Here is a 19,852-nt window from a genome sequence, read left to right as displayed (position 1 = left end):
GCAAACAGCCCTCTAGCGGCAACGGGTAATTCGAAGGGTTGGTGAAGGCCGCCCGCGGCGGGCGGGTATCGGTTCGCAAGACCGGTACCCGCCCGTCCTTCGGCCGAACGACGTGCTGGCTTACATCATCCGGCGGTTGATCAACGCCGTCATTACGCTTCTGGTGGTCACGCTCGTGACCTTCGGGATCTTCTTCGGGGTCCCCAAGATCACTGGCAATGACCCCGCGTTGCTCTACATCGGCAAGACCGCCGATGCGGCGTCGATCGAGGGCATCCGCACGAAGATGGGTCTCGCCGACCCGATCCTGGTGCAGTACGGCAAGTTCCTGAAGGGCCTCGTGGTCGGCCGGGACTACGCCAACGGGCCGGACGTCACGCACTGCCCTGCCCCCTGCCTCGGTTACTCGTTCAAGACTGACCAGGAAGTCACGCCGCTGCTGCTCGACGAGCTGCCGGTGACGCTGTCGCTGGCCATCGGCGCGGCGATCCTGTGGCTGATCATGGGTATCTCCACCGGCGTCATCTCGGCGCTGCGAAGAGGTAGCCTGCTGGACCGGGCGGTGATGACGGGCGCGCTGGCCGGCGTCTCGCTGCCCATCTACTTCACCGGCCTGCTCGCTTCGGCGGTCTTCATCTACTGGCTGGAATGGTTACCCCCAAGTAACTACGTGCCGTTCCTGGAGAGCCCCGCCGACTGGTTCGTGAGCCTGCTGCTCCCCTGGATCACGCTGGCCTTCCTCTTCTCCGCCACCTACGCCCGTCTCACCCGGGCGAACATGCTGGAGACCCTGGGCGAGGACTACATCCGCACCGCCCGGGCCAAGGGCCTGCGCGAGCGGACTGTCATCGGCAAGCACGGCCTGCGATCCGGCCTCACCCCGATCGTCACGGTCTTCGGCCTCGACCTCGGCGCGCTGCTCGGCGGCGCGGTCCTCACCGAGGCCGTCTTCAACCTGCGTGGCCTCGGTTACCAGGCGCTCACGGCGATCCGGGCCAACGACCTGCCGGTCATCCTCGGCGTCACCATGATCGCCGCGTTCTTCATCGTCTTCGCCAACCTGATCGTGGACCTGGTCTACGGCGTCATCGACCCGCGCGTGCGGCTGAGCTGAGGGAGAGGTACATGTCCGCCAGTTCGGCTACTGACCGCCCGTTCCTCGAGGTCAAGGACCTCACGGTTCGCTTCGAGACGGACGACGGCATCGTGCAGGCCGTCTCCGGGTCGACCTTCTCGCTCAAGGCCGGCCAGACGCTCGGCATCGTGGGCGAGTCCGGCTCCGGCAAGAGCGTGACCTCGCTCGCCGTCCTGGGCCTGCACCGCACCCGCAGCAACGCGAAGGTGACCGGGGAGATCTGGCTCGACGACAAGGAGCTGGTCACCGCCACTGACGAAGAGGTCCGCGGGCTGCGCGGCGGCAAGATGGCGATGATCTTCCAGGACCCGCTGAGCGCGATGCACCCGTACTTCACGGTCGGGTCGCAGATCGTCGAGGCGTACCGGGTGCATCACCCCGGCGTGAACAAGAAGGCCGCCCGCGAGCGCGCCATCGACATGCTGGCCCGGGTCGGCATCCCGCAGCCGGAGCGGCGCTTCCACGACTACGCGCACCAGTTCTCCGGCGGTATGCGCCAGCGCGCGATGATCGCGATGGCGCTCGTCAACGACCCGAAGCTGCTGATCGCCGATGAGCCGACCACGGCTCTCGACGTGACCGTGCAGGCGCAGATCCTGGACCTGATCCGGGACCTGCAGGAGGAGTTCGGCTCCGCGGTCATCATGATTACGCATGACCTCGGCGTGGTGGCCGAGCTCGCCGACGAGGTGCTCGTCATGTACGGCGGCAAGGTCATCGAGCGTGGTCCGGCCGTCGATCTCTTCCAGCGCCCGCAACACCCGTACACCTGGGGTCTTCTGGGAAGCATGCCCCGCCTCGACCGTGAGGTGCGCGACCGGCTCAACCCGGTCAAGGGATCGCCGCCCAGCCTGATCAATCTGCCGGACGGCTGCGCCTTCCACCCGCGCTGCCCCTACGCGGGTCGCAACGGCGATCGTTCCTTCAAAGAGGTGCCGATCCTGAGCGGCGGGACTCACGGGGTGGCCTGCCACCTGCCGCCCGACCTGCGCACGAAGATCTTCCAGGAAGAAGTGCTTCCGAACCTCTGAGCGGGGAGTAATAGAACGATGAGCGAGAACCTGCTCGAGGCGACCGGGGTGCAGAAGCACTTCCCGATCACGAAGGGGCTGTTCAAGCGCCAGATCGGGGCGGTGCGTGCGGTCGACGGCATCGACCTGAACGTCCGCGCCGGCGAGACGCTGGGTCTGGTCGGCGAGTCCGGCTGCGGCAAGTCGACGCTGGGCCGGCTCTTCACCCGGATCCTGGAGCCGACCGACGGCAAGATCGTCTTCGAGGGTGAGGACATCACCCACAAGTCGGTCACGCAGATGCGCCCGCTCCGCCGGGACGTGCAGATGATCTTCCAGGACCCGTACTCGTCGCTGAACCCGCGGCACACGGTCGGCTCGATCATCTCGGCGCCGCTGCAGATCCAGAACATCCCGACTCCGAACGGCCTCAAGACGGCCGTCCAGGAGCTGCTGGAACTCGTCGGCCTCAACCCGGAGCACTACAACCGGTACCCGCACGAGTTCTCCGGCGGTCAGCGCCAGCGCATCGGCATCGCCCGGGCGCTCGCGCTCAAGCCGAAGCTGATCGTGGCGGACGAGCCGGTGTCGGCGCTCGACGTGTCGATCCAGGCCCAGGTCGTCAACCTGCTGGAAGACCTGCAGAACGAGTTCGACCTGACCTACGTGTTCATCGCGCACGACCTCTCGGTGGTGCGGCACATCTCCGACCGGGTCGCCGTGATGTACCTCGGCAAGGTCGTGGAGATCGCGGAGCGGGACGAGCTCTACAAGAACCCGCGTCACCCGTACACGGTGGCCCTGATGTCGGCGGTCCCGGTGCCGGACCCGGTCCGGCGTGATCGCGCGCAGCGCGAGCGCGTGCTGCTCACCGGCGATGTGCCGAGCCCGATCAACCCGCCGTCCGGCTGCCGGTTCCGCACCCGCTGCTGGAAGGCTCAGGACATCTGCGCGACCGAGGAGCCGCCGCTGGTCACGCGTCTCGACGACCCGGAGTCGCACCTCACCGCGTGCCACTTCCCGGTCGTCTCGGACGAGACCGTGGCGGGTCGCCGCTCGGCCGCGACGCCGGCCTGACAGTTCACCTCAGCCGCGGGTTCCCTGTTTCGGGGGACCCGCGGCTGACTGTAGAACCGCACTTTCTGCCTGGTCCAGCGGTGCCGCGGACGGGTGCGCCGATCAGTTCTGGTGTACCAGCTCGCAGCCGGAGGCCTCGTCGAGCGGGAAGACGTTGCAGTGGGTGCCGCCGATCAACTCGTCCTTCACGTGGTCGTCGACGTAGAGGCTGTCACCCCAGGACGAGGTGGCCGGACCACCGTAGATCCGGTCCTCGCCAGTGCCGCCCATCAGCTGGCTTCCTGCGGTGAGGGCCCGCATGACGTCGTTCCCCGCGCCACCGCGGAAATCGGTGTGGTATCCGCCGCCACCGGTCAGCTCGTCGTCGTAGCCGGAGCCGATGATCCCGCCGGCGTTGCGGATGTAGTCGTTCTCGTCCTTCTCTCCGTTTTCGCTCGACGACCCGCGCTGCAGCGCGAGGACGGCGACCCGGCTGCCGGCGTACTGGTAGGAGACGGTGTTGTCGCCGCTGCCGCCGTCGAGCCGGTCGGTCCCCACCGGCCGGGGAATGTCCGACGGGGTGTTGTAGTCGCCGATGAGCACGTCGTTCGCGGCGCCACCGAAGAGCCTGTCGTCCCCGGCGCCGCCGATCAGCGTGTTGTTGAACAGTTCGTTACCTTCATCCGGGACACCCGTCCGCCCGCCGCCGTAAAGCACGTCGTTGCCGTCGCCGCCGTCGAGGAGGTCGCTGCCCCGGCCGCCGGTCAGGATGTCGGCGTGCCGGCCGCCGAAGATCCGGTCGTGGCCGGCGCCACCGACCAGACTCTCCACATCGGTGGAGATGGTGTCGAACTCGACCTGCACCCACTTGTCGTTCAGGTTCCGGCGGGCGCCGTCGTCGCGGCTCACTCCGTTGTTGCTGAGGTAGACGGGATTCGTCCGGCTCACGTAGCTGACCTCGTCGTTGCCGGCGTTGCCGACGAAGAGGTCGTCGTCGCCACTGCTGAGGCTGGACTGCAGGAACCGGTCGTTGCCGGCGCCACCGTACTCCTTGTCCCGGTCGGTGCCGCCTTTCAAAGCGTCGTCGCCGTCGCCGCCGTGCAGCGTGTCGTTGCCCGTACCACCGTCGATGCTGTCGTTGCCGCTGCTGCCGTAGAGGCTGTCATGGCCGTTGGCGCCGGTGAGCGCGTCGGCGCCGGCGCCGCCGTCGAGCCGGTCGTTGCCGTCGCCGCCACCGAGCCGGTCGTTGCCGCTGCCACCCCAGACCTTGTCAGTGCCCCAGCTGCCCTCGATGACGTCGTTGCCGGCGTCACCGTAGAGGGTGTCGTCGCCGTCGTGGCCGAGGATGCTGTCGTCGCCGGCGCCGCCCCACACCTTGTCATGGCCCTGGTTTCCGACGATCCGGTCGTTGCCGGTACCTCCGTCGAGGCTGTCGTTGCCGGCCGCGCCGTACACCCGGTCGTTGCCGGACTCACCGACGATCCGGTCGTTGCCGCTGCCGCCGGTCAACCGGTCGTTGCCGCTGCCGCCGTAGACCTTGAGCGGGGTGCCGAGATTGCCGGTCAGGCTGTCGTTCTTGTCACCGAGGTACGCGGTGATCAAGGCCGGGGTCTTCTTGGTGGTGCAGCGGACCTGCGTCCGATCGTTCTTGACCTGTTTGCAGCCCTTGCCGGCTTTGAGCGTGACCCCGTCGTTGACGGTGACGGTCCGGCCCGATCGGCTGATCCGCAGCGTGTTGACCTTGCCGGAGCCGGCCTTGAAAACGATCTGGGACGTGCCGGAGACCGAGACGGTGCCGGTGCCGGCAGCGAAGGCGGGTGAGCCGGTGGCACCGATGGCGACGGTGGTGAGCAGCGCGACGCCGACATGAGTGAGCCACTGGGAACGTGACAAAGGAGCCTCCCCGTTTGGTTGCCACGAGGAGGATAGAACGAAACGGATGCGTTGCGCTGCCCTGAATGATCAACGTTCTGGACAATCAAGCAGACGGACCGCCAGGCGCTGGCAGCGGACCATGCGGTGACGGTCGGGTGGGGTGACACGCACCCACCCGGCCGTACCGAATGATCACAGCTCGCAGTTCCGCTTCTCGCCTGTGGACGTCTCGCTCAGACGGCACAGGTCGGTGCCGTCGCCGCCGTTGAGCCAGGTCGCCGTTCCGCCGTAGAGCTCGTCGTCTCCGCCGAGCCCGTACAGCGTCGGGTCGTAGACCCAGTGGTAGTCGGCGTCCAAGGCGAGGACGTCGTCGAACTCGGAGCCGAAGACGATCGAGATGCCGGACAGCTTGTCCCGCTCACCGGTCTTGCCGGTCGGGACGTTGCCGGTGATGACCGGACCGCTGGCGTACCGGTAGTCGGCGGCGTCGTCGTCGTAGTCGCTGCCGTTGCTGCCGCTCGTGCCGATCAGCGTGTCGACGCCGGCCGGACGCGGCGTGTCCGAGGGGGTGTCGTAGTCGCCGAAGAACCTGTCGGAGTACTTCGTACCGGTGATCTTGTCATCGCCGGCGCCGCCGACCAGGTAACTGCCCTGAGGCTCGATGCTGTCCCGCTCGGCGGTGGCGGAGCAGACACCCTCGCCATGGATGACATCGTCGCCACCCTCGCCGTAGATCTTGTCCCCGAATCCGCAGCCGTGGAGGGTGTCGTTGCCGGAGCTGCCGCGAATCGTGTCGCCGCCCAGCGCGGAGCCGGCCAGGACCTCGACGTCCGCGGGCAGGGTGTCGCCCTCCGAGTCGCCGCCGTCGTCGCCCTTGACGCCGTTCAGGCTGAGCGTCACCGAGCTCGTGGTCCGGTACGAGTAGTCGACGAAGTCCGTGCCGGTGCCTCCGGCGAACGTGTCGGCGTCCGCACCGGAGGCCTGCGGCTGCCGGAACGTGTCGTCGCCTGCGTCGCCGTACTCCTTGTCGTTGCCGCTGTCGCCGGTCAGTACGTCGTTGCCGTTGCCGCCCTGCAGCGTGTCGTCCCCGGTCTCGCCGAAGACCCGGTCGGCGCCGTCCTCACCGGAGAGCGTGTCGTTGCCGCCGCCGCCCCGGATGACGTCGTCGCCGAAGCCGCCGACGATGTGGTTGGCGGCGCTGTTGCCGGTCAACACGTCACTTTGCGGAGATCCGATGAGGCGCTCGACGTCCGAACCGACCGTGTCGTGCTCGCCCGCCTGTCCGTCATCACCTGTGGCTCCGTCGAGGTCGACGGTGACCGGCTTGCTGTTGCCGTTGTAGTCGACCCGGTCGCTGCCCGGGCCGCCGCGAAGCACATCGTTGCCCCGGGCGCTGCTCGACTCCAGATCAGGGTCGTCACCGGCGAGGTAGTCGTCGCCGTTGCCGCCGTCGAGCAGGTCGTTGCCGGACCAGCCGATCAGTTCGTCGTTGTCATTGCCGCCGCGGAGCGTGTCGTTGCCCTGGCCGCCGAACACCCGGTCGCGGCCGTTGCCGCCGTCGAGCAGGGAGTGGTGGGCAGACGCGACCAGGTGGTCGTTGCCGTCGCCGCCGTAGAACGCGGTCGCGTTGCCGCCGCCCCTCAGGAAGTCGGCGCCCCGGCCACCGACGAGGACCTCGATGTCGGGATGGACGGTGTCGCGCTCACCCGCCTCCCCGTCGTCGGCCTTCGTCGTGTCGGTGGAGATCCAGACGGTTCCGGTACGGGTGGCGTAGCTGACCGTGTCGCGGCCCGCCTGGCCTCTGATCACGTCTCTGTCCGCCCGGCCGTTGCCGCCCTGGACGAAGGTGTCGTTGCCGGTACCGCCGAGCTCGTTGTCGTTTCCGGTGGACCCGGCGATGCTGTCGTTGCCGGACCCGCCATCGAGCGAGTCGTTGCCGGACTCGCCGTTGACGGTGTCGTTGCCGGCGCTGCCGTAGAGCTTGTCGTTGCCGGTGCCGCCCTTGACGCGGTCGTTGCCGGTGCCGCCGTCGAGGCTGTCGTTGCCGGCGGCACCCCAGATCTGGTCATTGCCCGAGTCGCCGACGAGCCGGTCCGCGCCGGAGCTTCCGGTGATCTTGTCGTCGCCGCTGCCGCCATAGGCCTTCAGTGGGGTGCCGGCGGTGCTGACCAGCACGTCGTTCCGGTCACCCAGATAGGCCCGGACGAGGGTGGGAGTCATGTACGGGGTGCAGCGGACCTTCGTCTTGTCGCCCTTGACCGGCTTGCAGCCCTTGCCGGCTTTGACCGCGACCTTGTCGTCGATGGTGATCGTCCGTAGCGAACGAGTGATCTTGACGGAGTTGGTTCTGCCGGAGCCTGCCTTGAAGACGACAGTCGATTTGCCGGAGACCGATGCGGTGCCGGTACTGGCCGCGAATGCCGGTGTACCAACGGCACCGACAGCGATCGTGGTGAAAAGAGCGACGCCGATGCGCGTCAGCCACTGCGAACGTGACATGAGACCTACCTCCCCGTGAATGCGGGGAGTATAGGGCGGAACGGATCCGTTGCGTGGTCCGGTAAGGACGCTGATCAGCAGGGCGCCGGCGTGGCCGTTCAGCGCGACACGACCGTACCGGCGTCGGTGCCATTGACCGAAGACGATCAGCCTCCCGGTCGGTTCAGCAGGCCAACGGCGATGCTGTGCACGGCCTCCAGATCAGCCGGGTCGGCGAGGGGCGCCTTGCCGCCGGTAACCGCGTACCACTCCTCGGCGTCCTTGTACTGCACGCGCAGCACGACGTCGCCGCCGGAGATCTCGGTCCGCAGGGTGAGGTCGCCGGTCACCACGCCGACCTCGTCGGTCATCACACCGCCCGGGCCGGGGACGATGTCGGTGGTCAGGCTCTTTTCGGGAGAAGCCATCAGCAGGTCTCCAGCATGTCGTCGAGCGCCACCTTCTCCTTCTCGGTGACGGTCAGCTTCCAGTAGGTCTTCACGGTTACCCAGTCCTTGGCGTACGTGCACCAGCTGTCCCGATCCGACGGCTTCCACGTCGACGGGTCCTGGTCGCCCTTCGACCGGTTCGAGCTGGCCGACACCGCGATCAGCTGCGGCCGCTCCAGATCGTTCGCGAAGTCGCCGCGCTTGTCGTTGTCCCACTTCGCGGCGCCGGACCGCCAGGCGTTCGCGAGCGGAACCATGTGGTCGATGTCCACCTTGGTCGGTGAGTTCAGCACCTCACCGTCGTAGAGGCTGCGCCAGGTGCCGGCCACCACGTTGCAGCCGGAGCGCTTGACCTTCTCGCCGTCGCGCTCCAGAACCGAGTCGCGGACGTCGCAGTTCGAGCCGGTGTCCCGCCAGTGCGGGAACTTCTCCCGGGTGTAACCCTTCATGCTCCCGGCCGCGGCGACGGTCAGGTCGTCCAGCTGGGCACGGGAATCGGTGGCTTCGGTCGGGGCCGGAGCGCCGGTGGATCCGGCGTCGACGACCTCACAGCCGGTCAGAGCGAGGGTGGCGGTCAGTACGAGGGGGGCGATGTAACGTGGCACGACGCCAGACTATGTGTGAACCCCGCGTGCCGCCCGTCGGCAGCACGCGGGGGTGAATCTCTCAGCGCGCGCGGTTGATCGCGCTGGTCACTGCCTTGATCGACGCGCTGACGATGTTCGAGTCGATGCCGACGCCCCAGTAACTCGCGTCGCCGACCTGAACCTCCACATAGGCCGCGGCCTGCGCGTCGCCGCCCGAGGTCAGGGCGTGCTCCTGGTAGTCCAGCACCCGGGCGCTGATCCCCAGCGGCTCGACGGCCTGCACGAACGCCGCGATCGGGCCGTTGCCGACGCCCGCCAGCGGACGCCGTGCGCCGCGGTGGAAGACCTCGACGTCGATCTCGACCTTGCCGTCGACCGTCGCGGTGCTGTAGTTCTCCACGGTGAACGCCGTGGCCATCTGGTGCTCCACCAGGTACTCACCGGCGAAGATGTCCCACATCTGCTGCGGGCCGACCTCGCCGCCCTCGGCGTCGGTGTGGTGCTGCACCACGCCGGAGAACTCGATCTGCAGCCGCCGCGGCAGGTCCAGCTTGTGCTCTTCCTTCATGATGTACGCCACGCCGCCCTTGCCGGACTGCGAGTTGACCCGGATGACCGCCTCGTAGGTGCGGCCCACGTCCTTCGGGTCGATCGGCAGGTAGGGCACACCCCAGGTGAAGTCGTCGATCGGTGTGCCGGCCGCGTCCGCGTCGTCCTGCAGCGCGGCGAAGCCCTTCTTGATCGCGTCCTGGTGCGAGCCGGAGAACGCGGTGTAAACCAGATCACCCGCGTACGGGTGGCGCTCGTGCACCGGCAGCTGGTTGCAGTACTCGACGGTCCGCTTGATCTCGTCGATGGTCGAGAAGTCCACCTGCGGGTCGACGCCCTGGGAGAACAGGTTCAGGCCCAGCGTCACCAGGTCGACGTTGCCGGTGCGCTCGCCGTTGCCGAACAGGCAGCCCTCGATCCGGTCCGCGCCGGCCAGCAGGCCGAGCTCGGCGGCGGCGACCGCGGTGCCCCGGTCGTTGTGCGGGTGCAGGCTCAGGATCACGCTGTCACGCCGCGGCAGGTTGCGGTGCATCCACTCGATCGAGTCGGCGTAGACGTTCGGCGTCGCCATCTCGACGGTGGCCGGCAGGTTGATGATCAGCGGCCGGTCCGGGGTGGGGTCGATCACGTCGATCACGGCGGAGCAGATCTCCAGCGCGTAATCCAGTTCGGTTCCGGTGTACGACTCCGGCGAGTACTCGTAGAAGATCTCGGTGTCCGGGGTGTGGATCTCGGCGTACTTCTGGCAGAGCCGGGCGCCGGTCGTCGCGATGTCGGTGATGCCGTCCTTGTCCAGGCCGAACACCACGCGCCGCTGCAGCGTCGAGGTCGAGTTGTAGAAGTGCACGATGGCGCGCTTGGCGCCGCGGATCGACTCGAACGTCCGGTCGATCAGGTGCTCACGGCACTGCACCAGCACCTGGATCGTGACGTCGTCCGGGATCAGGTCCTGCTCGATGAGCTGGCGTACGAAATCGAAGTCGGTCTGGCTCGCGGCCGGGAAGCCGACCTCGATCTCCTTGTAACCCATCTTCACCAGCAGCATGAACATCCGCCGCTTGCGTTCCGGGGACATCGGGTCGATCAGCGCCTGATTGCCGTCCCGCAGGTCGACCGCGCACCAACGAGGGGCCGTCTCCACCACGCGGGAGGGCCACTGCCGGTCGGTCAGCGGAACGTCGAACTGCTTCTGGTACGCCTCGTAGCGCTGGAAGGGCATGGCGCTGGGGGCCTGGGTCTTGAAGGCATCGGACATGTGACTGCTCCAGTCAGGAAAGAAGACGAGCAGGCGGCGCGCGTCACCTCCGCGACGAGGTGCCGGCCTGGGATGGGGCCTCGTCGCGGCAGCGAAGAAGAAGGTTCACCTGCCACATGTCGTCACCGACGTTACGTGATCCGTTTCGAGGTGGCTAATGGAACGACCGGATCGTGGGAAGCCGCTCAGCCCGGCAGGCCGGCGCTGGACGGCTGGACGACCGGCGGCGGTGGCGCGTCCATGCCCAGCGGAGTGCCGGAGATCACCGGGCCGGGCAGCTGAACGGTGGCCGGCGCCGCGACCTGCTTGACCAGCTTCAGCACCCCGAAGTTGACCCGCGCCGCGGTGAGCAGCCCGTCCGGCGCGTAGCAGTAGATGCCGACGTCGACCGGCGCGTCCAGGCCGGCCGCGACCGAGTCGACCGAGAAGCAGGAGCCCTGCGCGCCGGCGAGCGGCCGGACCGCGGAGACCGCGAGGGCCTCGTGCCGGTCGGTGAAGGCCGGCAGCCACTGCCGGAACAGGCGCTGCACCCGTGGGTCGTACCGTCCCGGCACCTTCTCACCCTTGTCGGCGACCAGGACGCAGGTGGAGGTGACGCCGAGCGAGCACTGGTGCACGCCCGCGGCGGTGCGCACGATCGACACGTCGGTCGTGCCGCCCTGGGCACCGCGCGGGATGTCGACCCGCCAGCTGCCGTCGTTCGCCACCATCGCGATGACGTTGCGGGGCTGGCCGTCGCCGACGTCCCAGGTGTAGAGCGCCGCGTACCGCCGGTCCAGGGCCAACGCGGCCAGGCCGGCGAGGGCGTCGCTGGCGTCGGCGGCCGGTCCGGCCACCGCCGAGGGCGCCGGTGAGCTGGGGGCCTGCTCCGGAGTGTCGCCGGAGCAGCCGGCGGTCGGGGCCAGCGCCAGCAGCGTGACGATGAACGCGAAACGGCGCATCGGGTCATTCTGGCCGGGCCGGTCAACGCACTGCTTCAGCGGGCTCCGGCGTGTCGCCCCGGGCGGCCGGATTCTGGGATCGCCTGTCGAGCAGTCCCGGTCGCGCGGCTAGGGTGGGCAGGACTGAGCTGGAAGGAATGGTTTGCCGTGGCTCTAGTGGTGCAGAAGTACGGTGGCTCCTCGGTGGCGACGGCCGAGCGCATCAAGCGCGTGGCCGAGCGCATCGTGGCCGCCCGCAAGGCGGGCGACGACGTCGTTGTCGTCGTCTCGGCGATGGGCGACACCACCGACGAGCTCGTGGACCTGGCGAACCAGGTCAGCCCGCTGCCGCCGGGTCGCGAGATGGACATGCTGCTCACCGCCGGCGAGCGGATCTCGATGGCGCTGCTCGCCATGGCGATCCACAACCTGGGGTACGAAGCGCGGTCCTACACCGGCTCGCAGGCCGGCGTGCTGACCACCTCGACGCACGGCAAGGCCCGGATCATCGACGTCACACCCGGCCGGCTGCGCACCGCGCTCGACGAGGGCGCGATCGCCATCGTCGCCGGTTTCCAGGGCGTCTCGCAGGACACCAAGGACATCACCACGCTGGGCCGCGGCGGCTCGGACACCACGGCCGTCGCGCTCGCCGCGGCGCTGCACGCGGACGTGTGTGAGATCTACACCGACGTGGACGGCGTCTTCACCGCCGACCCTCGCATCGTGCCGAACGCCAAGCACATCAAGCAGATCACGTACGAGGAGATGCTCGAGCTTGCCGCCGGTGGGGCGAAGGTGCTGATGTTGCGATGCGTGGAGTACGCGCGCCGCTTCAAGGTGCCGATCCACGTACGCTCTTCGTACTCGAACAAAGAAGGCACGCTCGTCACCGGATCGATGGAGGACCCTGACGTGGAGCAAGCATTGATCACCGGGGTCGCGCACGAACGCAGCGAAGCCAAGATCACGATCGTGGGCGTCCCGGACGAGCCCGGTTCGGCCGGCCGCATCTTCGAGACGGTCGCCCAGGCCGAGATCAACATCGACATGATCGTGCAGAACATCTCCACCGAGGGCACCGGTCGCACGGACATCTCGTTCACGCTGCCGAAAGCCGACGGCCCGACCGCGATGACCGCCCTTGACAAGATCAAGGACCAGATCAAGTTCAAGAGTCTGCTCTTCGACGACCACGTGGGCAAGGTGTCGCTGATCGGCGCCGGCATGCGCTCGCACCCGGGCGTCGCGGCGGCCTTCTTCGCCTGCATCGGCGCGGCCGGGGTGAACATCGAGATGATCTCCACGTCGGAGATCCGGGTCTCGGTGGTCTGCCGTGACACCGACCTCGACACCGCGGTGCGTGCCGTCCACGACCAGTTCGATCTGGGTGGCAACGAGGAGGCCGTCGTCTACGCGGGCACCGGCCGGTAACCCGCGCGATGGCGCAGCCCACGCTCGCCGTCGTCGGAGCCACCGGCTCCGTCGGTTCCGTCATGCTCGAGCTGCTCTCGTCCCGGCGCAACGTCTGGGGCGAGATCCGGCTCATCGCTTCCGCCCGTTCCAGTGGCAAGGTGCTCACCTGCCGGGGCGAGGAGCTCGAAGTACGGGAACTGACCGCGGAGGCCTTCGACGGCGTCGACGTGGCGATGTTCGACGTCCCCGACGACGTCTCGGTGCAGTGGGCGCCGATCGCGACCGCCCGCGGCGCCGTCGTGGTCGACAACTCGTCCGCGTTCCGGATGGAACCGGACGTGCCGCTCGTGGTGCCCGAGGTGAACCGCGAGGTGCTCCGGCACCGCCCGCGCGGGATCGTGGCGAGCGCCAACTGCACCACCGCCGCGATGATCATGGCGGTGGCGCCGCTGCACTACGAGTTCGGCCTGCGTGAGCTGGTCCTGGCGTCGTACCAGTCGGCCTCCGGCGCCGGTCAGGACGGCGTGGACACCCTGCACGACCAGCTGACCAAGGTGGCCGGCGACCGGCTCCTCGGCTCCCGTCCCGGCAACGTGCGCCAGGCCGTCGGCGACGATCTCGGACCCTTCCCGGCGCCGCTCGCGCTGAACGTGGTGCCGTGGTCCGGTGAGCCCGCCGGGCTCGGCTGGTCCTCCGAGGAGCTCAAACTCCGTAACGAATCTCGCAAGATCCTCGGCATGCCGGCGCTGAAGGTCTCGGCCACCTGCGTCCGGGTCCCGGTCGTGACCGGCCACTCGATCGCGGTGCACGCGGTCTTCGCCGCCGAGGTGACCGCCGACGCGGCCCGTCAGGTGCTGCGCAACGCCCCTGGGGTGATCGTGGTGGACGATCCGGAGGCCGGCGAGTTCCCGATGCCGATCGACGCGGTCGGCACCGATCCGTCCTGGGTGGGCCGGATCCGCCGGGCGATGGACGACCCGCGAGCCCTGTCGTTCTTCGTGACCGGCGACAACAGGCGCAAGGGCGCGGCGCTCAACACGGTCCAGATCGCCGAACTGCTCGCCGCCGAGATCGGTAAGAAGGACTCATGACCACGGACATCTGCGAGGTAGTGATCACGGCCGCCGATCCGGAGTGGCTGGCCGGCTTCACCCGCCGCCTGGTCGCCGACCGCCTGGCCGCCTGTGGCCAGCAGATCGCTGCGATCCGCTCGATCTACCGCTGGGACGGCGCGGTGCAGGACGACCCGGAGGCCCGGGTGGCCCTGCACACCCGCGTGGACCTGGTGGAACGCATCATCGAGCGGGCCGGCGCCGAGCACCCCTACGACGTTCCCTGCGTCCTGGCTCTGCCGATCCTGGCGGCGAACCCGGCCTACGCCGACTGGGTCCGCCAAGAGACGAGCTGACGGAGCCCACCAGTCCGGTCAGGGCGGCCAGCAGGAGCAGGAACAGCACGGCCACGGCGGGGTTGACCCAGGGGGCAACCAGGTCGTAACCGGCGTTGCACTTCTGGCTCAGGGGGAAGAGCCGGAAGTAGTCGTCTCGATGAGCCTGGTAATACGCCTCGTCGTACGGCTCGTGATGGCGCAGCCGGCAGGTCTCCTCGATGTCGAGTCCGCCGGACAGGGCTCCCCACAGCCACACCAAGGCCAGCAGGGCGAAGGACGCCCATGCGGCGTGGCCGAACCATCCTGGCCGACGCCAGTCGCCGAGCCGCGCGCCACGGACCATTCGCCACACGCTCCAGGCCGGGATGGCCAGCAGTGGCATGCAGGGCAGAAGGGAAGCGACGCGCTCTAAGCCCGGCAACGCTGCATCGGCCTCTCTGGACTCGAAACGGCTCCTCTGAGATCCCGAGCTCGTGAATCCGCGCAGGTGCGTGAACGGGGATACCGGCGCGAATTCACAAGCTCAACGACGCACGAAGGCGGTCAGGCGACCGCGTCCAGGTCGGCTCGGGTCAGCAGCGCGCGGAGGGTGATTCCCTCGGTGGCCAGGGCGGCGGCGCCGCCCTCCTGCCGGTCGATCACGCACACCGCGTGGTCCACGTGCGCGCCGAGACGCCGCAGGTCGTTGGTGGAGAGCACGACCTGCCCGCCCGAGGTGACCACGTCCTCGACGATCAGAACCCGTCGGCCGGCGACCTCGGCGCCCTCGGCCAGCCGGGCGGTTCCGTACTGCTTGGCCTGCTTGCGGACGAACGCGGTGGGCAGCTTGGCGTGCCGGGCGAGGGCCGTGACGACCGCGATGCCGCCCATCTCCAGGCCGGCGAGGACCTCGGTGCCCTCCGGGATCAGCACTGCCAGCTGCTCGGCCAGCTTGTCGAGGAGCACCGGGTCGGCCTCGAACTGGTACTTGTCAAAGTATTCGGTAGCGGTGCGGCCGGAACGCAGAGTGAATTCGCCGGTCAGCCGGCTCACGGTGCGAACCTGGCGGGCGAGGTCGGAGTCAGTCACAAGGTCCCAGCTTGTCACATGCCCCGGGACGCTTTTCCGTCACCCGTAGAGGTACTTGCTCCATGCAATACCGCAAAGTATGTCCTTTTCGGGTATTTTTCGCCTATTAAGTGGCTTGCGCCCCGGAAGGAAAGTTCTGTGACACCCTTCGCGATGCTCTTCCTGCTCGCCCTCGCCGGCTCCTCGTGCTTCGCGCTCGGCCGTGCCCTAGGCCGCGGCGAACGCTACGAGCGCGGTTACCGCGAGGGCTTCCGCGACGGCGAGACCGGCTCCCTGGCCCGCGCCACGAGGCTCATGCAGCTCGGCGACCGCCCCTCGGTGGCGCCGGCCGTCGAGCAGATGATCGGCCCCTACGCCGTGCCCCAGCAGGTGGCCCCCCGAACCGTCGCCCCACGCCCGCAGCTCGCCGTCTAGCCCCGCATTCCCGCGTGTGTGATTCGGGCGCGCTCCGCCCCCGAAATCCACACGCTGCTGTGTTTGTGGCTCGGGTAAGCGGAAGGCCCGGCTCCCCCGAGGGGGAGCCGGGCCTTACCTGCAACTACGTGGTCGGGGTGGCGGGATTTGAACCCACGGCCTCTTCGTCCCGAACGAAGCGCGCTACCAAGCTGCGCCACACCCCGAGCTGCAGGAGAAATACTAGCCGACCGTCCCGGCTCCGCGAAAACGGGTACCCCTAATCCGCAAAAACGCAGGTCAGCGCGATATCAAGGTGAGCAGGGTGGCCTCCGGGCGGCAGGCGAAGCGGATCGGGGCGGTCGGATGGGTGCCCAGGCCGGCCGAGACGTGCAGCCAGGAGTCCGAGCCGGGCCAGCGGTGCAGGCCTTTCGCCATCGAGAGCGGGAGGTCGCAGTTGGTGGTGAGCGCGCCGACGAGCGGCACGCAGACCTGGCCGCCGTGGGTGTGACCGGCCAGCAGCAGGTCGAAGCCGTCGGCGGCCATCGCGTCGAGGACCCGGGACGCCGGTGTGTGGGTGACGCCGAGGTGCAGGTCGGCACCGGGGCTGATCGGGCCGGCCACCGAGTCGTAGTCGTCCTGGCTGATGTGCGGGTCGTCCACACCGGCCAGCTCGATCGAGCGGCCGCCCGCTTTCAGCGTGGTGCGCGCGTTGTTCAGGTCGGCCCAGCCGGCGTCGACGAGGGCGGCCCGCAGGTCCTCGGTGGGCAGGTCGTTGCCCTGCACGTACTCCCGCTCGCCGGGCAGCACGTACCTCAGGGGGTTCTTGAATTTCGGGCCCTTGTAGTCGTTGGAACCGAAGACGAACGCACCGGGCAGGTCGAGCATCGGCTCCAGAGCGCGCAGCACCCCGGGCACCGCGTGCGGCGAGGACAGGTTGTCCCCGGTGTTGATCACCAGGTCCGGGTCGGTGCCGATCAGCGCGGCCACCCAGTCCTGCTTGCGGCGCTGGTCCGGCATCATGTGCAGGTCCGAGATGTGCAGGATCCGCAGTGGTTCGGCATCCGGTTCCAGCACCGGCACGTCGAACCGGCGCAGGGTGAACGCGTTGCGCTCGATCAGGGAGGCATAGGCGAACGTCGCGCCACCCAGGGCGGTCAGTGCGGCGGCAGCGGTGATAAGGGGGCGCTTACGCATGACGGCAAGGGTAGTTTCTCCGTCCATGGGAACGCTGAAAGACCGCCTGAACGATGACCTGCACGCCGCCATGAAGTCCCGGGACGAGCTGATCACCTCCACGCTGCGGATGGCGCTGTCCGCCGTGCGCACCGCCGAGGTGGCCGGCGACGAGGCCCGTGAGCTCTCCGACGACGAGGTGCTGGCGGTGCTCACCAAGGAGGCGAAGAAGCGGCGTGAGGCCGCTACCGCGTTCTCCGGGGCGGGCCGGGCCGACCAGGCGGCGAAGGAGACCGCCGAGGGCGAGGTGCTGGACCGGTACCTGCCGAAGCAGCTGACCGACGAGGAGATCGCCGAGATCGTGACCCAGGCGCTCACGTCCGGTGGCTTCAGCGGCAAGGCGCAGATGGGCCCGGCCATGAAGGCGGCTCAGGCCGCCGTTGCGGGCCGCGCGGAGGGTGGCCGGGTGGCAGCCGAGGTCCGGCGTCAGCTCGCCTGAGAGGCGAAATGAAACGGGCGGGAGATCATCTCGATCTCCCGCCCGTTTTGGATCAGGCCGCTAGTTGCCCGGGCCGTTGTTCTCGCCGGGGCGCCCCGGTTCTCCGGACGGCTGGCCCTCCGGTGTCTTCGGCTTGTCCTGCTTGCCGTTGCTGATCTCCAGCACCACGACGCCGCCCTTGATCGTGCGACCGGACGGGTTGGTGCTCGCCACGGTGCCGGCCGGGCACTTCGAGTCGACCGTCGAGCCGACCGAGACCGAGAAGCCCTGGCCCTCGAGCCGGTCCCGGGCCGATCCGAGCGAGTCGCACGTCACATCAGCGATCGAGCGCTGATCGCCGGTCGCGATCTTGGTGCTGCTTGGCTTCTTGAACTGGACCTTGGGCTTGCCCTTCATGTAGGCCGCGACCGTGTACTGAACGGTCGGGTTGATGATCGGGTGCGACATGTGGTCCTTGTGGTCCGGGTAGTCCGGGTTGACCATGTAGCCCGCCACCACGATCGACGTGGTGCCGACGATCAGCGACGCGGTCTTGTCGGCGTCGGTGGTGCCGGACTTGCCGAACACCGGGTGCTCGACGATGCCCTTGGTCGGGCCGGCGGTCGCGCCGTTGCAGGCGCCCATCTGGGCCGAGTCACCGACCGGGCAGCGCGCCGCGTCGAGAGCCGCCCGGGCCACGTCCTTCGGGGTGGCCTGGATGCAGTGCGGCTTGCCGACGTCGATCTTCTCGCCGTCCTTGGTGGTGATCTGCTCGACCGGGGTGGGCTCGCAGTACTTGCCGTCACCGGCGAGCGTGGCGTACGCGTTCGCCATGTCCAGCGGCGTGGACGCGGTCACACCGAGGGAGAACGCGCCCCACTGCTCGACGCCGCCCTCCTTGGTGGTCATGAAGGCGTCGTTCGGCTCGCGGAACTGCACGCCGAAGCGCTTGGCCACGGCGACCACCTTGTCGGTGCCGACGCGTTCCTGCAGCGGGATGAAGTACGTGTTGATCGACTTCGCGAAGGCGGACCACATCGTGTAGACGCCGGCGCCGCCGCCACCCGAGTTCTTCGGGCAGTAGAAGTGCGTGCCGGCACAGGCGGCGGACGAGCCGCGCTGAACGATGTAGCCGGACTTGTACTGCTTCTCGGCCTTGATCGTCGTGCCCAGCGGAAGACCCGACTCCAGCGCCGCGATGATCGGGAAGATCTTGAACACCGAGCCGGCCTGGTAACCGGTGATGTCGCCGCCACCGGTCATCAGCGGGTTGGTGGTGTTCGGGTACGTGCCGCGGATGCCCTTGGCCGCCTTCTTCGGGTCCGAGGAGATCTTGTTCTGCGGGTCCGACGGGTCGTCGAGCTTGTACTTACGGTTCGTGGCGAGCAGCCGAACCTTGCCGGTGCCGGGCTGAACGCCGGCCAGCAGCAGCGCGTTCTTGCTGGTGTCCTTCTGCCGCTGGGAGATCTGCTTGCGCGCCGCGGCCTGGCCCTTGAGGTCCAGGGTGGTGACGACCCGGTAGCCACCGCTCTTCAGGCGACGCTCCCGGTCGTACTCGGTGGCGCCGAAGGCCTCCTGGCCCAGCCACCACCGGTAGAAGTAGTCGCAGAAGAAGCCCCAGTTGTTCTTCGCCACCCAGGCGCAGCCGTTGCCGACCGAGCGGACCTTGGTGGGGACCTTCTCCTTCTTCGCCTTGTCGGCGTCCGCCTGCGTGATCGACCCCTGCGTGACCATGCCGGGGATGATGTAGTTGTCGCGGCGCTCGGTGATCTGCTTGTGGCCCGACGGGTTGACCGGGTTGAAGCTGGTCGGCGCCTTCACCATGCCGGCGAGCATGGCGGCCTCGGCGATCGACAGGTCCTTCGGCTTCTTGTTGAAGTAGACCTGGCTCGCGGCGAAGACGCCGTACGCCTGGTTGCCGAAGGGCGCGATGTTCAGGTAGCGCTCGAGAATCTGCTCCTTCGTGAGCTGCTTCTCCACCTGCAGCGCGTACTTCATCTCGGTGACCTTGCGCTTCGGGCTGTCCTTCGTCGCGTCGATCACCTCCTGCGGGTTGGTCGCCGAGTAGGCCAGCGACATCCGCACGTACTGCATGGTGAGGGTCGAGGCGCCCTGCTGGGCGCCACCTTGACTGTTGCCCACGAATGCCCGGGCGACGCCCTTGAGGTCGACGCCGTTGTGCTCGTAGAACTTCCGGTCCTCGGCAGCGAGGATCGCGTTCTGCATGTTCTTGGAGATGTCCTTCAGCGGAACGTCGCTGCGGAACTCGTCGTAGAACTGCGAGATCTGGGTGCGCCCGTCGGACGCGTAGATCCGGGTGATCTGCGGTGAACTGAAGTTCCTGAGCTCACTGGGCAGGTCCGCGAACGTCTGGCCGCCGGCTTTCGCGGCCAGACCGGTCATCGCCGCGGCGGGGAAAGCGGCGGCGGCCACGACCACGCCGGCCAGCAGGCCGCATATCAAAAGCGAGGTCGCGTTCGTGAAGATGTTGTGATCGCGTCTGCGAAGCCAGGAGGTCACCCGAGCAGGGTACGCGAACAGTGCACGCGACCGCCTGGCGAGAAGGTCCTCCTCGCCCGATATGAGTGTGGCCTGTCACCCCGCCTAGCGGAGCGTT

Annotated in this window: 17 protein-coding genes and 1 tRNA gene; 8 read left to right on the top strand and 10 right to left on the bottom strand. The window is 68.3% G+C overall.

What is annotated here, in order from left to right; genetic code table 11:
• The first annotated feature begins 112 nt into the window (after positions 1-112).
• The 3 genes from AMIS_RS38730 to AMIS_RS38720 are packed head-to-tail and all read left to right on the top strand — an operon-like array spanning position 113 to position 3,222.
• The gene (locus AMIS_RS38730) at positions 113-1,114 is read left to right on the top strand and encodes an ABC transporter permease (RefSeq protein WP_014447950.1); all 1,002 of its coding nucleotides are present in this window, start codon (positions 113-115) and stop codon (positions 1,112-1,114) included.
• A gap of 11 nt (positions 1,115-1,125) precedes the next feature.
• Complete coding sequence (locus AMIS_RS38725) at positions 1,126-2,166, top strand: ABC transporter ATP-binding protein (protein ID WP_014447949.1); 1,041 nt, start codon at positions 1,126-1,128, stop codon at positions 2,164-2,166.
• A gap of 18 nt (positions 2,167-2,184) precedes the next feature.
• Positions 2,185-3,222, top strand: coding sequence for an ABC transporter ATP-binding protein (locus AMIS_RS38720; protein WP_014447948.1), 1,038 nt, complete (start codon positions 2,185-2,187; stop codon positions 3,220-3,222).
• 102 nt (positions 3,223-3,324) lie between these two features.
• On the opposite strand, the gene AMIS_RS38715 is transcribed toward AMIS_RS38720, so the two are convergent.
• The 6 genes from AMIS_RS38715 to AMIS_RS38690 form a co-directional block, all read right to left on the bottom strand.
• Complete coding sequence (locus tag AMIS_RS38715; RefSeq protein ID WP_014447947.1) at positions 3,325-5,094, bottom strand: calcium-binding protein; 1,770 nt, start codon at positions 5,092-5,094, stop codon at positions 3,325-3,327.
• 174 nt (positions 5,095-5,268) lie between these two features.
• Entirely contained in the window at positions 5,269-7,575 is a 2,307-nt protein-coding gene (locus AMIS_RS38710; protein ID WP_014447946.1) for a calcium-binding protein, read from the bottom strand.
• 146 nt (positions 7,576-7,721) lie between these two features.
• Positions 7,722-8,087 (bottom strand): hypothetical protein, encoded by a 366-nt coding sequence (locus AMIS_RS38705; RefSeq protein ID WP_157435556.1) that lies wholly within the window; start codon positions 8,085-8,087, stop codon positions 7,722-7,724.
• Entirely contained in the window at positions 7,982-8,608 is a 627-nt protein-coding gene (locus AMIS_RS38700; RefSeq protein WP_014447944.1) for an HNH endonuclease family protein, read from the bottom strand. Before AMIS_RS38700 ends, AMIS_RS38705 begins: the two co-directional genes overlap by 106 nt.
• 61 nt (positions 8,609-8,669) lie before the next feature.
• Entirely contained in the window at positions 8,670-10,394 is a 1,725-nt protein-coding gene (leuA, locus tag AMIS_RS38695) for a 2-isopropylmalate synthase (RefSeq protein WP_014447943.1), read from the bottom strand.
• Positions 10,395-10,579: 185 nt separating this feature from the next.
• Positions 10,580-11,335: a hypothetical protein gene (locus AMIS_RS38690; protein ID WP_014447942.1), complete on the bottom strand. Its 756-nt coding sequence runs from the start codon at positions 11,333-11,335 to the stop codon at positions 10,580-10,582.
• Between the two features lie 147 nt (positions 11,336-11,482).
• On the opposite strand from AMIS_RS38690, the gene AMIS_RS38685 reads away from it, so the two are divergent.
• Genes AMIS_RS38685 through cutA form a run of 3 tightly spaced genes read left to right on the top strand, consistent with a single transcriptional unit; the run spans position 11,483 to position 14,138 of the window.
• Positions 11,483-12,748 (top strand): aspartate kinase, encoded by a 1,266-nt coding sequence (locus AMIS_RS38685; RefSeq protein ID WP_014447941.1) that lies wholly within the window; start codon positions 11,483-11,485, stop codon positions 12,746-12,748.
• Between the two features lie 8 nt (positions 12,749-12,756).
• Positions 12,757-13,821: an aspartate-semialdehyde dehydrogenase gene (locus AMIS_RS38680; protein WP_014447940.1), complete on the top strand. Its 1,065-nt coding sequence runs from the start codon at positions 12,757-12,759 to the stop codon at positions 13,819-13,821.
• Positions 13,818-14,138 (top strand): divalent-cation tolerance protein CutA, encoded by a 321-nt coding sequence (cutA, locus tag AMIS_RS38675; protein ID WP_014447939.1) that lies wholly within the window; start codon positions 13,818-13,820, stop codon positions 14,136-14,138. The genes AMIS_RS38680 and cutA overlap by 4 nt, the downstream gene beginning before the upstream one ends.
• Before the next feature lie 525 nt (positions 14,139-14,663).
• Here cutA and pyrE read toward each other — a convergent pair.
• Positions 14,664-15,188, bottom strand: coding sequence for an orotate phosphoribosyltransferase (pyrE, locus tag AMIS_RS38670; RefSeq protein ID WP_014447937.1), 525 nt, complete (start codon positions 15,186-15,188; stop codon positions 14,664-14,666).
• Positions 15,189-15,326: 138 nt separating this feature from the next.
• On the opposite strand from pyrE, the gene AMIS_RS38665 reads away from it, so the two are divergent.
• Positions 15,327-15,602 carry a hypothetical protein gene (locus AMIS_RS38665; protein ID WP_014447936.1) on the top strand — a complete coding sequence of 92 codons (276 nt, stop codon included), beginning with the start codon at positions 15,327-15,329 and terminating at the stop codon, positions 15,600-15,602.
• A 129-nt stretch (positions 15,603-15,731) separates the two neighbouring features.
• Here the strand turns inward: AMIS_RS38665 and AMIS_RS38660 are convergent.
• Both AMIS_RS38660 and AMIS_RS38655 read right to left on the bottom strand, forming a co-directional pair.
• Positions 15,732-15,808, bottom strand: a tRNA-Pro gene (locus AMIS_RS38660).
• A 73-nt stretch (positions 15,809-15,881) separates the two neighbouring features.
• Positions 15,882-16,778, bottom strand: coding sequence for a metallophosphoesterase (locus tag AMIS_RS38655; protein ID WP_014447935.1), 897 nt, complete (start codon positions 16,776-16,778; stop codon positions 15,882-15,884).
• Between the two features lie 25 nt (positions 16,779-16,803).
• On the opposite strand from AMIS_RS38655, the gene AMIS_RS38650 reads away from it, so the two are divergent.
• Complete coding sequence (locus AMIS_RS38650) at positions 16,804-17,256, top strand: GatB/YqeY domain-containing protein (RefSeq protein ID WP_014447934.1); 453 nt, start codon at positions 16,804-16,806, stop codon at positions 17,254-17,256.
• Between the two features lie 60 nt (positions 17,257-17,316).
• Here the strand turns inward: AMIS_RS38650 and AMIS_RS38645 are convergent, their stop codons facing one another.
• Positions 17,317-19,755 (bottom strand): transglycosylase domain-containing protein, encoded by a 2,439-nt coding sequence (locus AMIS_RS38645; protein ID WP_014447933.1) that lies wholly within the window; start codon positions 19,753-19,755, stop codon positions 17,317-17,319.
• Positions 19,756-19,852: the final 97 nt, after the last annotated feature.

It is taken from the genome of Actinoplanes missouriensis 431, assembly GCF_000284295.1.
Taxonomy (GTDB): domain Bacteria; phylum Actinomycetota; class Actinomycetes; order Mycobacteriales; family Micromonosporaceae; genus Actinoplanes; species Actinoplanes missouriensis.
This window is presented reverse-complemented; position numbering and strand designations above follow the sequence as displayed.